At 68.8% G+C, this 13,333-nt stretch carries 11 protein-coding genes; 2 read left to right on the top strand and 9 right to left on the bottom strand.

Annotation, left to right across the window (positions count from 1 at the left end; genetic code table 11):
- Positions 1–15: 15 nt before the first annotated feature.
- Genes zomB through B3611_RS04650 form a run of 4 tightly spaced genes read right to left on the bottom strand, consistent with a single transcriptional unit; the run spans position 16 to position 5,326 of the window.
- Entirely contained in the window at positions 16–1,851 is a 1,836-nt protein-coding gene (gene zomB / locus B3611_RS04665) for a flagellar motor control protein ZomB (RefSeq protein ID WP_291313921.1), read from the bottom strand.
- 10 nt (positions 1,852–1,861) lie between these two features.
- A complete protein-coding gene (locus B3611_RS04660) occupies positions 1,862–2,845 on the bottom strand; it encodes a decaprenyl-phosphate phosphoribosyltransferase (protein WP_291313920.1) in 984 nt (327 codons plus the stop codon).
- Positions 2,842–3,345: a phosphatase PAP2 family protein gene (locus B3611_RS04655; protein WP_291313919.1), complete on the bottom strand. Its 504-nt coding sequence runs from the start codon at positions 3,343–3,345 to the stop codon at positions 2,842–2,844. Before B3611_RS04655 ends, B3611_RS04660 begins: the two co-directional genes overlap by 4 nt.
- The gene (locus B3611_RS04650) at positions 3,332–5,326 is read right to left on the bottom strand and encodes a glycosyltransferase (protein ID WP_291313918.1); all 1,995 of its coding nucleotides are present in this window, start codon (positions 5,324–5,326) and stop codon (positions 3,332–3,334) included. Before B3611_RS04650 ends, B3611_RS04655 begins: the two co-directional genes overlap by 14 nt.
- A gap of 93 nt (positions 5,327–5,419) precedes the next feature.
- Here B3611_RS04650 and B3611_RS04645 point away from each other — a divergent pair, with 93 nt between their 5' ends.
- Complete coding sequence (locus B3611_RS04645; protein ID WP_291313917.1) at positions 5,420–5,578, top strand: hypothetical protein; 159 nt, start codon at positions 5,420–5,422, stop codon at positions 5,576–5,578.
- Positions 5,579–5,591: 13 nt separating this feature from the next.
- Here the strand turns inward: B3611_RS04645 and glf are convergent, their stop codons facing one another.
- A complete protein-coding gene (gene glf, locus B3611_RS04640; RefSeq protein ID WP_291313916.1) occupies positions 5,592–6,770 on the bottom strand; it encodes a UDP-galactopyranose mutase in 1,179 nt (392 codons plus the stop codon).
- A gap of 148 nt (positions 6,771–6,918) precedes the next feature.
- Between glf and B3611_RS04635 the strand changes: the two genes are divergently transcribed.
- On the top strand, positions 6,919–8,799 hold the full coding sequence (locus B3611_RS04635; RefSeq protein WP_291313915.1) for an N-acetylmuramoyl-L-alanine amidase: 1,881 nt from the start codon (positions 6,919–6,921) through the stop codon (positions 8,797–8,799).
- A 3-nt stretch (positions 8,800–8,802) separates the two neighbouring features.
- Here B3611_RS04635 and glpK read toward each other — a convergent pair whose 3' ends face one another.
- From glpK to serS, 4 genes are read right to left on the bottom strand one after another with little or no spacing between them, the layout of a single operon-like run.
- Positions 8,803–10,278 carry a glycerol kinase GlpK gene (gene glpK / locus B3611_RS04630; protein WP_291313914.1) on the bottom strand — a complete coding sequence of 492 codons (1,476 nt, stop codon included), beginning with the start codon at positions 10,276–10,278 and terminating at the stop codon, positions 8,803–8,805.
- Between the two features lie 48 nt (positions 10,279–10,326).
- The gene (locus B3611_RS04625; RefSeq protein WP_291313913.1) at positions 10,327–11,151 is read right to left on the bottom strand and encodes a Cof-type HAD-IIB family hydrolase; all 825 of its coding nucleotides are present in this window, start codon (positions 11,149–11,151) and stop codon (positions 10,327–10,329) included.
- A gap of 7 nt (positions 11,152–11,158) precedes the next feature.
- Positions 11,159–12,013 carry a lysophospholipid acyltransferase family protein gene (locus B3611_RS04620; protein WP_291313912.1) on the bottom strand — a complete coding sequence of 285 codons (855 nt, stop codon included), beginning with the start codon at positions 12,011–12,013 and terminating at the stop codon, positions 11,159–11,161.
- Positions 12,013–13,266: a serine--tRNA ligase gene (gene serS, locus B3611_RS04615; protein ID WP_291313911.1), complete on the bottom strand. Its 1,254-nt coding sequence runs from the start codon at positions 13,264–13,266 to the stop codon at positions 12,013–12,015. The genes B3611_RS04620 and serS overlap by 1 nt, the downstream gene beginning before the upstream one ends.
- Between the last annotated feature and the right edge of the window lie 67 nt (positions 13,267–13,333).

The raw sequence follows: 13,333 nt of genomic DNA, 5'->3' as shown, positions 1-13,333 counted from the left end.
TCGTTGTTTTTTGCGCTAGCCCCGGCTACGGGGCCACGCCACAGGGGCACCCGCGCGGCCGACATCCTCCCCGTCGGCGATCCTGCGGAGGGTGTCTTCGTCGAGGTAGGTGGAGGGATCGTCGTCAAGCTGGAGCGTGCGACCGGCACCGAGGGAGTAGCGCACGTTGGCCCAGAACCGCGCCGGCGACATCGGCTCGCGCGAGGAGGCGAGCAGCTCGGCGAGGGCCGGGGTGCGCAGCGCGGCGCGTGCCTGCTTCGCCTTTTCCTTGTCCACCCAGTCGGGCAGGCTGTCAAGGTCCGTGGCAGTGTCGGCGACCTGCCACTCGATCTCGAGGGACTTGTCGTGCCCGACGCGCCCCTCGGGGTCCCGGGGCATCCGCGCAGCGAGGGGGGTGGTCAGGCCGACGGTGTCCAGTACACGCGCGTCGAGGTCGGAGTTCATCCCGGTCATCCCGAGGTTGAGGAAGTACGCGGTCAGCGGCTGGTTCTGCAGGTCCGAGTCCCCGTCGAAGCGGGGGCGGTAGAACCAGGCGTACTTCACCGGTTCCTTCTGCACCCGGGCAAGGAACATCTGCCCGCCGTCGTTCTCCTCCGCCTGGGCGAGAGCGTCGGTCCAGTTGGCCATGAGCGTGGAGCTGAGGAAGTCCTCAGCATCCCGGGGCGGGTGGCCGGGATCGCGGTTCACGGCCATCGTCCAGAACTCCCGCTCGTCCACGACCCCGAGGTTGGCCGCCGTGCGCTCCTTCAGGTCGGACGGCAGGGGGTGGCCGCGGACAATGACCACGCCCACCCACAGCACCGCGGCGGCGGTCGCGGCGGCGGTCGCGGCGGCGGTCGCCGGGCGGGCCGGCACGGTCATCACCGGCAGGAGGAGGGTGAAGAGCGGAAGCAGGAGCATCCGGCCGTGCATGAAGTCCCCGCCGAGGCGCAGCACATACAGCACATGCACCAGCGAGCACGCCACCGCAACCAGCACGATTGCCCTGCGGCGTCCGGTCTCACCGCGCAGCAGCCATACCCCGAGCCCGGTGGCGACCAGCAGCGGCGCCCACAGGGCGTAGGGGCCGAGGAAGTCGCCGATGTATGACGCCCCTTGCGCCCACTCGGAATCGGCCGCCGACTTGGCCACCGCCGTGTGCGGGGTGAGCAGGCCGTAGTAGCCCATGCGGAAGATCTCGTAGGCCAGCGGCACCGGCAACGCCGCGCCGAGGATCCCCGCCGCGCGTCGAGGCGTGCTCACCAGGAGCAGGATCCCCGTCACCCCGCCGTAGAGTGCCAGCTCGGGGCGGACGAGCCAGGACAGCCCGCACCAGAAAGCTAGCCCGTAACCGGCCGCGGGTGCCGCCCGCCGGCCCGTCGGGGTGGACCAGGAGACGAGCAGCGCCCACCACCCGGCCAGCCATGCCAGGCACAGACCCCACTCGAGGCCGGAGGTGGAGAAGTCCCGCGCAGGTGGAAGGGCGAAATAGAGGATGACACCGAAGGGAATGACGAAGGTGGATCGGCCCCAGAAGCGCCCGCTGTAGAACGTCGACAAGCAGGCGGCGGCCACCGAGAGGAGCAACGCGAGCCACGTGGCGACGTCCTCCAGGCGCGCGCCGGTGAGCCAGCCCAAGACGGCGATGAGGTACTGCCATAGGGCGGAGGTGTTGGCCTCGACGCGCTCGCCCGCGTTGAACACGGGCCCGTTGCCGGCGAGGATGTTCCGCACCGTGCGCAGGACGATGAGCCCGTCGTCGCTGATCCAGCGCCGCTGCCACCCTCCCGCGAACGCGAAAACGCCCGCCCCCGCTGCGGAAAGCAGCGCGGAGGTGCGGGCGTTGACGGCGGTCCGGGCGTTGAAGTTCACCCGGGAGAGCTTAGTGCGTGAGAACGGGTATGACGTAGACGGCCATGACGATGCAGAAAATCCACAGAAGGGCGAGGAGCTGCAGCACCCGGTCCTCGAGGGCGATCTCGTCGGGCGCGCCGCCGTGGCCGCTGTCGACCTTGGCGGCGTAGCGCAGGATGGCGATGACGAAGGGCACCATCGACACCTGGTACCAGATCCCCGCGGTACCGTGGACGGTGGAGGAGAGCTGGAAACCCCACAGCGCGTAGGACATCACCACAGCGGTGGCCGAGAGCGTCCACACGAAACGCAGGTACGTCGGGGTGTAGCCCTCGAGGGCCTTGCGGATCTTCGCCCCGGTCTCCTGCGCCAGCAGCATCTCGGCGTAGCGCTTGCCGGAGGCCATGAACAGGGAGCCGAAGGCTGCGACCAGGAGGAACCACTGGGAAAGGGCAATGCCCGCCGCCACGCCGCCGGCCATGGTGCGGAGCATGAAGCCGGAGGAAACGAGCGCGATGTCGATCACCGGGATGTGCTTCCACCCGAAGCAGTAGCCCAGCTGCAGCACGATGTAGACGCCGATGACGATGGCCAGCGAGGTGCCGTCGGTGGCCAGGAGCGACAGACCCAGCGCGGCAAGGATGAGCACCACCGCCATCGCGTAGGCCAGGTTGACCGGCAGCACGCCCGAGGCGATGGGGCGGAAGCGCTTGGTCGGGTGTTCGCGGTCGGACTCGATGTCGCGGGCGTCGTTGACCAGGTAGATCGAGGAGGCGCCGAGACAGAAGACGATGAAGGCGAGGGCGACGTCGAGGAGGGTGCGCGAGGTGAAGGAGTCCATGCCCGCCGCAAGGGGTGCCGCGAGGACGAGGACGTTTTTCACCCACTGCTTGGGACGCAGACCCTTGACCATGGCATCCGGCAGGTTCTTCGGCGGGGTGCGCTTCTGGTCCGTCTGCACTCCCTCGGTATGGGGCTCCGACGTGAGTAGTGGCTCGTGGGTCTCGCTCACCGCGTCTCCTTCTCCACCTGAATGGTTGCTGTGGCCACTCCCGCACCCAGGAGGGCTCCCGCGAGGGTGTCGGTCGGGTAATGCACGCCAAGCACCATACGCGAAAGCATCATGATCGGAACCGCGACATACGGCACCGGGGAGCCGGTGATCGCGGCCAGATGCACCGCCGCCGCCGCGGTGTTTGTCGCGTGCGAGGAGGGAAAGCTCAGCTTGGAGGGGGTTTTCACCCCGATGCGCACCCGGGGGTCGTGGGGGCGTTTGCGCCGCACTATGCGCTTGATCACCACGGATGCCGCGTGCGCGGCGAAGGTGCCGGCACCCAGGGCCGCCCACTGCCGCCTCCGCCGCTCGTCGACGGCCACCCCGACGCCCGCCACGGCCAACCAGCCGAGGTCGTGCTCGCCGAAGTGGCTGAGGGTCCGCGCCACGCGGGTGACCCCGGACCGGAACGCCAGCGCCTGAAGGTCAACGAGGAGGTCGGTTTCAGTTCTGCTCATCAAAGACCTTTCCCCAGTTCTCGTGGCTGGTCAGCTCGGGCATGGCGTCGCGGTAGGCGCGCTTCAGCTCGGGCCAGCGGTCCTTGATCTGCTTCTGCAGGTCCTTCGTTTGCGCCAGGAGGTCGTCGGCAAGCTGCTTGTCGCGCTTGCGGAAGGCCACGCCCGTGCCCCCGGCGGTGGAGACGGTCGCGGAGTCGACGCACCCCAGGGTGAACCAGCGGGCCTCGTCGGCGGCGAGGTTGAGCTGCGGAACATCCCAGTGGGAGCGGTCCTCGCGGGAGCGCTGGTGGCGCAGGGTCTTCACGGCCCAGGGGATCTTGCGCACCCTGGCCACCACGCCCCTCTGCTTCGGGTTGGGGATGCCCAGGTAGCGGCGCGGGGTTCCGAGCTTGCCGGTGGGCATGCCCGGCCCGCCGGTGGGGGCGGGCAGATCGGAGGCGGACTCGATGACCTGCGCGTCGGTGTAATCCTTCCGCACGTTCTGCACCCGCGGCAGGCTGGATTCGAGGATGTCGAAGAGCTGGTCTGGGCCCTTGAGGAAGTCCTTCATCGCCTCGAGCTGGATGGCGATGGTGGAGTACTCCATGCACATGATGTGCTTGTAGGTGGACTTGAGCATGTTCTTCAGAATCCCGCTCGGGTCCTCCCCACCCTGGTAGACCGCCGCGACGATGAGACGGTTGCGCAGGTGGAAGTACGCCTGCCAGTCGATGGCGTCGTCCTTGTCGGCCCAGGCCATGTGCCAGATGGCCACGCCGGGCCAGGTGGCCGTGGGGAAGCCCGCGGCGTTCGCGCGAAGGGCGTACTCCGTGTCGTCCCACTTGATGAACAGCGGCAGGGGCAGGCCGAGCTGCTCCGCCACGACGCGCGGGAAGAGGTTCATCCACCAGCCGTTGTAGTCCACGTCGACGCGGCGGTGCAGCGGGACCGAGGTCTTCGCAGTCGGGTCCAGCTGCTGCTCCTCCGTACCGATGTCCCCCAGCGGGTGCTCGGCGAAGTCGTGGTCGTACACGGCGTGCGCGGCGGCCGTCCACATGAAGGTGTGCTGGTCCACGGCCTCTCCCGTTGTGCGCAGCTGGGCGCGGTCCTGCAGGTTGAGCATCTGGCCGCCGACGAGGATTGGGCTGGCGGCGTAGCGCGCCACCTGCACCGCGCGCAGGATCGAGTCCGGCTCGATGGCGATGTCGTCATCCATGTACAGGATGTACGGCGCGTCTGTGCCGTTGATCGCCTCGTACATGATGCGCGAATAGCCGCCCGAGCCGCCGAGGTTGCCCTGCGGGAAGATGCGGAGCCTGCCGTCGAGCTTGCCCTCTACCTCCGCAAAGTCGGGCTCGTCCGCCGGGTGCCGGTTGCCCTGGTCGGGCATGAGCACGCTGGTGATGGCGCCCAGTACCACGGGGTCCTCGGCCAGGGCGTGCAGCGCGTTAACGGCGTCGCGCGGGCGGTTGAAGGTGGGAATGCCCACGGCCACTTCCTTCGGGAAGGGCCCGACCTGCGTCCCGTCCGGCATTACCTGCGGCTGCGGGTGCTGCGCGGCGCACCAGCCCGCGTTGTCCACGGTGGCGTCGGTCTCGGCGGTGATGTCGAACCAGAGCCAGCCGCCGTCCTCGAAGTTGCGCAGCTCGAGCGGGATTTCGATGTGCTCGTCGCGCGCCTCCACGTTGACCACGGAAATGCGCACACCGTCGTGCTTGGAGCGGTACACCGAGATCGTGGCCGCGCCCTCCACGTCCAGGGCGAGGATCACCGAGTCCAGCTGGGACCAGCGGCGCCAGTACGACGCCGGAAAGGCGTTGAAGTAGGTCTGGAACGAGGCCTCTGCCCCGGCCGGGACGCTCAGGCGGGTGCGCCCGGTCCAGTTCAGCCGCTGCTTGTTCTGCTCCGCCTCGATCAGGTAGAGCATCCGTACGTCGTGCGGTTCGCCCTTGCGGGGCATGAGAATGCGCTGCAGCACATCGACTGCGGGTTCGGCGTTCACAGATCTCACTTTCGGGTTGGCGGTCTCACTGCTGCCATAAACAGTAGCGCCACACCCGGACCCCGACGCAGCCCCACGCGGGATAATGGGCCCATGGCCTCCTACGCATCCAGCGGAATTCTCGCGCTCGCCGCCGTCATCTGCTTTTCGCTTCTCGACGGCCCCACAGCCGTCTTTTCCGGCATTGCCTGCGCCCTGGGTGCTGCGGTGTGCCTCATCCACGGGGTGCAAGAGGAAGGCGGCCGGAGGTAGGAGGCCCGATCAACTAGTGCCCGCGCCCCTGGTTGATCGGCTCGCCGCCTTCGAAGTGCGGGCGCAGATGGTTGTCGAACAGCGACAGTGCGGCACCGATGGCCATGTGCATGTCGAGGTACTGGTACGTGCCCAGGCGCCCGCCGAACAGCACGCCGCGCTCGCGGGATTCGGCGGCGGCTAGGCGTCGGTAAGCGAGGAGCTTCTCCCTGTCCTCGGGCGTGTTGATCGGGTAGTACACCTCGTCGTCCTCCCCGGCGAAGCGGGAGTACTCCTTGACGATGACCGTCTTGTCCTCCGGGTAGTCCCGGCGCTCCGGGTGGAAGTGGCGGAACTCGTGGATGCGGGTGTAGGGCACGTCGGCGTCGTTGTAGTTCATCACCGGGGTGCCCTGGAAGTCGCCGGTGTTGAGCACCTCGCGCTCGAAGTCGAGGGTGCGCCAGCCGAGGCGGCCCTCGGAGTAGTCGAAGTAGCGGTCCACCGGGCCGGTGTAGACGACGGGAATGCCCTCGTACCCGGCGCGGATGTCGAACCAGTCGGTGTTGAGCTGGACGTCGATGAGCTCGTGGTCCGCCATCCTCTCCAGCCAGGCGGCGTAGCCGTCGACGGGCAGGCCCTCGTGGGTGTCGTTGAAGTAGCGGTTGTTGAAGGTGTAGCGCACGGGCAGCCGCGAGATGATCTCCGGCGGCAGGTCGGTGGGGTCGGTCTGCCACTGCTTGGCGGTGTAGTGCTTGACGAAGGCCTCGTAGAGCGGCTTGCCGATCAAGGCGATGCCGCGCTCCTCCAGGTTCGTCGCCTCGGCCGGGTCGCGGCCCTCGCGCTGCTCCTCAATGAGGGCCCGGGCCTCGTCCGGCGAGTAGTAGCGTCCGAAGAACTGGTTGATCAGGCCCAGGCCCATGGGGAACTGGTAGGCCGTGCCGTCGTGCATGGCGAAGACGCGGTGCTGGTAATCGGTGAACTCGGTGAAGCGGTTGACGTACTCCCAGACGCGCTCGTTGGAGGTGTGGAACAGGTGCGCCCCGTACTTGTGCACCTCGATGCCGGTCTCGGGGTCCCTCTCGGAGTAGGCGTTGCCGCCGATGTGGTCGCGCTTCTCCACCACCAGCACCCGCTTGCCCAGCTCGGCCGCGGCCCGCTCCGCGACAGTGAGTCCGAAGAACCCGGATCCAACAACGATGAGGTCATAAGTCATGGGCCCCATCTTCGCATATCCGCTTTACGACGCCCCGCCCGGCGACACACCCGGTGCCGCGAAAAGTCTCAATCCTTCCTTTAACCTTGGAATTGCTTTACACTGCACTTTGATTAACCCTTTTCACACACGCAACAGGAGCTGAACTGTGCATCAACGACGACGACTGACCCGGTCCACCCCGCGGGTCAAGCCCGTGATGGCCGCCTTCGTATCGGCGGCCCTCGTTGCCGTTACCGCCGTCGGCGGCAACCACATCCTCCAGGTCCAGTCGATCGGCCAGGGTGCAACCCAGGTGGCCACCTCCACCGCGTCCTTCGCGGACGGTGCCGACGTCACCGTCGATGACGCAGCCGTGAAGACCCAGGGCGTCGACGGCGCGGAGCGCCGCGTGGTCAAGGAGTTCACCCGCGACACCCCGTTCTCCCTGTTCGGCCTCACCTGGACCGGCGACCGCGACATCGTGGCCTACGTCCGGTCAGCGCGCGGGGACGGGTCCTGGTCCGAGTGGTTCCAGATGGACCACGCGGACTCCAACCCGAACGCCGCCAAGTTCGGCACCGAGCCGATCTATGTCGAGCCCACCACCCGCATCCAGGTCTCCACCGGCAACGTGGACCTGATGGAGGACGGCCGGGCCGCGTCCGAGGCACCGACCACCGCCAAGGACCTCGAGGCCGTGTTCCTCGACGGCGGTGAGGGCACCGCCCAGGGCGACATCGCCCCGGTCGCGGAGACCTACACCCAGGGCATGCCCAAGGTCATCTCCCGCGCCCAGTGGGGCGCCGGCGCCGGCCCGGGTGCGACCTACACCGAGCCCGTCTCGGCCGCGACGGTGCACCACACCGCGGGTTCCAACGACTACACCCCGGCCCAGGCCGCCGGCATCGTGCGCGGCATCTGGGACTACCACACCAACACCCTCGGCTGGGGTGACATCGGGTACAACGCCCTGGTGGACAAGTTCGGCAACATCTACGAAGGCCGCGCCGGCGGCATGGACAAGGCCGTCGAGGGCGCCCACGTGGGCGGTTTCAACGAGAACACCTGGGGCGTGTCCATGATGGGCGACTACCAGAAGGCCCAGCCCTCCCCCGCCGCCATCCAGGCGATGGGCGAGATCATCGGCTGGAAGGCTGCCGTGGCCGGCTTCGACCCGCTGGGCAAGACCGACCTCTACGCGGACTTCAACTTTGGCGGCAGCCGCTACGCCGCCGGCCAGGGCGGTTCCTTCAACACCATCAACGCACACCGCGACTTCCACTACAACACCTGCCCGGGTGACAACCTTTACGCGCAGCTGGGCACCATCCGCACCATCGCGGCCGCCAAGGCCGCCGCGGTGAAGACCGGCGGGGCCGTGACCAACCCGGCTCAGCCCACCGTCCCGGCCAACCCGACCCCGCCGGTGACCACCGATCCTTCCCGCAAGAAGGGCACGGTGACCAACGCCGACGGCACCATGACCACGGTCACCTCCCCGGACGCGTCCAGCCAGGCGCGCGGGCTCGACCTCGCCGGCCTCGCCAGCGGAGACCCCGTCGCCGTGGCCACCGCTGCCGGCACCATCGCGGGTGTGCTCGTGCTCTTCGCCAACCAGTACGGTTTGTTGCCCGGCGGGGCGAAGAGCGTGGGCGGCATCGAGATCCTCCCCGGCCTGACCCTCGCCTCCGTCACTCCGTACATCGGGCCGATCCTCAAGTTCGCCGGCCAGGGCGAGGCCGCCGACATGTGGAAGCAGTTCGAGCCGACCCTGGGCATGATCACCGGCACCACCGGCGGCGTGGGCGGCAACAACTACGCCTTCTTCGAAAACGGCATCGCCATCCAGAACAGCAGCGGTGACATCCACACGATGCCGGGTGAAATCGCCGACGCATGGCTGCAGCAGGGCCTCGACGGCGGACCGCTTGGCCTGCCCACCTCCGATCAGTACTCGCCCACCAAGGACGAGGTGAAGGTCGACTTCCAGGGGGGCAACATCAGCTTCAACCCGCAGACGGGTGCCGTCGACATCAACGTCGACTAGCCGCTAGCCGCCCAGGCCGTAGGAGCGGCGCACGGCGTCCTCCCACGCGGCCACCAGCCGGTCCCTCCCGGGGCCGGCTTTTTCGCTGTCCCAGGTGGTCGGCTCCCCGAGGGTGAGGGGGGCGTCGATAAGCGATGCCCCGACCCCCGCCGCCGAGGCGGCGCCCATGACCGTCGTCTCGATGTTGCCCGGGCGCACGACACGGGCGTCGAGGATGTCCGCCTGCATCTGCATGAGCAGGTCGTTGTCCGTCATGCCGCCGTCGACCCGCAGCTCGTCGATCGCCGTGCCCGCGTCCTGTTCCATCGCGCGCACCACCTCGAGCGTCTGCAGGCAGGTGGCCTCGAGCGCGGCGCGGGCGATGTGGCGGCGGTCGGCGAAGCGCGTGAGCCCGGTGATCACCCCGCGCGCGTCGGGGCGCCACCGCGGGGCGAACAGGCCCGAGAACGCGGGGACGATGACCACGCCGGCGCTGTCCGGCACCTGCCGCGCCAGGTCCTCGGACTCTGCGGCGGTGCGCAGGATGCCCAGCTGGTCGCGCAGCCACTGGATGAGCGAACCGCCCATCGCCACCGACCCCTCCAGCGCGTAGACGGGGTCCTCCCCCACCTCCTGGTAGGCGACGGTGGTGAGCATGCCGTGCTCGCTGAGCTGGCGGCGCCCGCCCGTGTTGAGCAGCATGAACAACCCCGTGCCGTAGGTCATCTTCGCCGCCCCCTCGGCCAGGCACCCCTGCCCGTAGAGCGCGGCCTGCTGGTCGCCGAGGACGCCGGTGATGGGGGTGTTGGCGAAGGGCCCGCGGGGGCGGACCCGCGCGAACTCGCCTATCGACGCCCTTATTTCCGGCAGCACGGCCCGCGGCACGCCGATTTCGTTGCACAGACCCTCGTCCCACTCGAGGGTCTCCAGGTCCATGAGCAGGGTGCGGCTGGCGTTGGTCACGTCGGTCAGGTGCGCCGCCCGCTCGGGGTCCTGCGCACCGCCGGTGAGGTTCCAGATCAGCCAGGTGTCCATCGTCCCCGCGAGCAGCTCTCCGCGCTCCGCGCGCTCGCGGGCGCCCTCCACGTTGTCCAGGATCCACGCCCATTTCGGCCCCGCCGGGTAGGAGTTGTGCAGCAGGCCGGTCTTCCCCAGGAAGCGCGCCGGGTCGCCGTCGTGGTTGGTTCGCGTGTCCTGCCAGACGATCGCGTTGTAGATCGGCTTGCCGGTGGCTTTCTCCCACACCACCGCGGTCTCGCGCTGGTTGGTGATGCCCAGGGCCGCTATCTCACCCTCGGCGATGTCCTTTTCCGCCAGCGCCTCCGCCACCGCCCGGCGCGTGTTGCGCCATATCTCCAGCGGGTCGTGCTCCACCCAGCCCTGCCGCGGCATGATCTGCTCGTGCTCGAACTGGGCCTGCGAGATCACCCTGCCCCCGGTCGTGGTGACGATGAACCTCGTCGATGTCGTCCCCTGGTCGATGGCGGCGATGTACGGCATAGGCACATTGTAGGGGGCGGCCGCGCCCCGAAATTCCACTACGCCCGGTTAAAACCAGTGCTCGAGGACCTGTGCCACGCCGTCCTCGTCGTTGGACGCCGTGACGTAGTCCGCCGCGTCCAGGGCGGCCGGGGCGGCGTTGCCCATGGCCACGCCCATCCCCGACCAGGCGAGCATCTCGCAGTCGTTCGGCATGTCGCCGAAGGTGACCACCTCATCCGGCTCGACGCCGTAGTGGGAGGCGAGGATGGACACCCCGGTCGCCTTGTTCACGCCGGGGTGGGACAGCTCGATGAGGCCCTCGTCCATGGAGTAGGTCACGTGGGCGGCTTCCTCGTCGATCACCGGGGCGAGCAGGTCGAACATCTCGGCCGACATGAGCTCCGGGCAGCGGACGAGGAGTTTGGCCGCGGGGACGTCGATAAGTTCGGCGATGGGCACGACCCCGAAGTTCGAGTCCCAGGCGTCCGGGTTGTAGGCGGGGGTGATGAGGAAGACCTCATCCTCGGGGTCAAGGGCGGACTGGCCGACGCGTTCCGCGCCGTAGCCGTACGGCAGACCCAGCGGCCGCATGACGGAGTCGACCGCCTCGACGATCTCACCCATCGTCTCCGTGTCGAGCTCGAAGGAGCGCATCACGGTGTCGGAGGACGGGTCGTAGACCACCGCGCCGTTCGCACACACGCAGATCGGGGTGACGGGGATCTGGTCCAGAACCGGCAGGAGCCACCGGTGGGGCCGGCCGGTGGCCAGGCCGAAGTGAACGCCGGAGCGCACGGCCCGCATCACGACGTCCCTCAGCCGCGGGGTCACGCGCCCGTTGCTGTTGAGGAACGTGCCGTCGATGTCGCTGACGATCAGACGCGGGGCCATGGCTCACTCACGCTTTCTCTGTGTCCGTCTTCTTCTTGTTCTTTTTAGCCGCCCTCTCGCGTTTCTCGCGCGCGTAGATCTCCTCCGCCTCGGCGAGCGTCGGCGCGGAGCCGCCCAGGGACCGCGGCATCCACCGCTCCCCCTGCGGGAACGGTCCGAAGGTGTGCGCGTACTCGGCGCGGGACTCGTCGAGCAGCCCGGCCATCGCGGACTTCAGCCGGTCCGTGACCTCGTCCGGGGTTCCCTCGAGGGGGACGGGCGCGCCGTAACGGACGATGACCGGGGTCTTCGTGCGCCCGAGGCGCTTGGGCAGGTCCTTCGTCCAGATGCGCTGCGAGCCCCAGATGACGCACGGGATGAGCGGCACCCCGGCGCGCTGCGCGATGCGGGCGCCACCGGTCTTGAAGTCGGAGAGCTCGAAGGAGCGCGAGATGGTGCCCTCGGGGAAGATGCCCACCAGACCTCCCTCGCGCAGGAAGTCCACCGCGGCGTCGATGCTGCCGGCCCCGGCGGAGCGGTCCACGGGCACGTGGCGCATGCCGCGCATCAGCCAGCCGATCACGGGCATGCCGAACACCTCGCTCTTGGCCATGAAACGCACGAGGCGCCGGCCGACGAGGTGCGGGCCCATCCCCGCAAAGATGAAGTCGAACCACCCGGTGTGGTTCACGGCCAGGAGGGCGCCGCCCTCGCGCGGGATGTTTTCCAGGCCGTGGACCGTGGTGCGCGTGCCCTGGGCACGGAACACCCCCTTGGCCACGCGGATGACCCGCTGGTAGAAGGGCTCCCCCGCCTCGCTCGGGTGGTCGGGACCGGCGGCGTAGGCAGGGTCGACGACGAAGAGTCCCTGGAGCGTGCGCATTACGGGGTCAGCACTTCCTTGCCCACCCACGGCTGGAGGGCCTCGGGGACGCGGACGGAGCCGTCTGCCTGCTGGTTGTTCTCGATGATGGCAACGAGCCAGCGGGTGGTGGCGAGGGTGCCGTTGAGGGTGGCCACGGTCCGGGTCTTTCCCTCTGCGTCGCGGTAGCGCGTGGCCAGGCGGCGGCCCTGGAACGTCGTGCAGTTCGAGGTGGAGGTGAGCTCGCGGTAGGTGTTCTGGGAGGGCACCCACGCCTCGGTGTCGAACTTGCGCGCGGCGGAGGAGCCGAGGTCGCCGGCGGCCACGTCGATGATGCGGTAGGGCACCTCGACGGCGCCGAGCATCTCACGCTCGAGGCCGAGCAACTTCTGGTGCATCTCCTCGGCCTGCTCCGGCCGGCAGTAGACGAACATCTCCAGCTTGTCGAACTGATGGACGCGCAGGATGCCCTTGGTGTCCTTGCCGTAGGAGCCGGCCTCGCGGCGGAAGCAGGAGGACCAGCCGGCGTAGAGCAGCGGGCCGTCGCTCAGGTCGATGATCTCGTCCCGGTGGTAGCCGGCGAGCGCCACCTCCGAGGTGCCCACCAGGTAGAGGTCGTCGCGCTCGAGGTAGTAGATCTCCTCGTCGTGCTCATCCAGGAAGCCCGTGCCCTGCATGATCTCCGGGCGCACCAGCACCGGCGGGACCATGACCTTGAAGCCGGCCTGGCGGGCCTTCTGCGCCGCGAGCATGAGCATGCCCAGCTGCATCCACGCGCCATCGCCCACGAGGTAGTAGAAGCGCGCGCCGCCGACCTTGGTGCCGCGCTTCATGTCGATGATGCCCAGGGCCTCACCGAGATCCAGGTGGTCCTTGACCTCGAAGTCGAAGGTGGGCACCTCGCCGACGTGCTCGAGGACGACGAAGTCCTCCTCCCCGCCGGCGGGCGCACCCTCGATGACGTTTGGGATGGAGTAGCGCAGCACCCGCACCTGCTCCTCCGCCTCCGCCTGCGCCGCCTCGGCGGCCTTGACGCGCTCCTTGAGCTCGTTCGACCCCTGCAGCAGGGCGGGGCGGTCCTCCGGGGCGGCCTGGCCGATCTTCTTGCCGAAGGCCTTCTGCTCGGCCCGCAGTTCGTCGGCGGCCTGGATGGAGCTGCGGCGAACCTCGTCCGCGGCGATCAGTTGGTCGACGAGGCCGGGGTCCTCGCCACGGGCCCGCTGGGATTCGCGGACGGTGTCGGGGTTTTCGCGCAGGAACTTGAGATCAATCACGCCTACATACTCTAGCGTGTCGCCCGGTGCGGAGACGGCGCTCCGGCCGTCCGCCCGCGCGGCGCCT

Source organism: Corynebacterium sp. UBA2622 (genome assembly GCF_002339505.1).
Classification (GTDB): Bacteria; Actinomycetota; Actinomycetes; order Mycobacteriales; family Mycobacteriaceae; genus Corynebacterium.
Note: the sequence above shows the minus strand (reverse complement) of the source record. Positions and strands in the feature narration are given on the sequence as shown.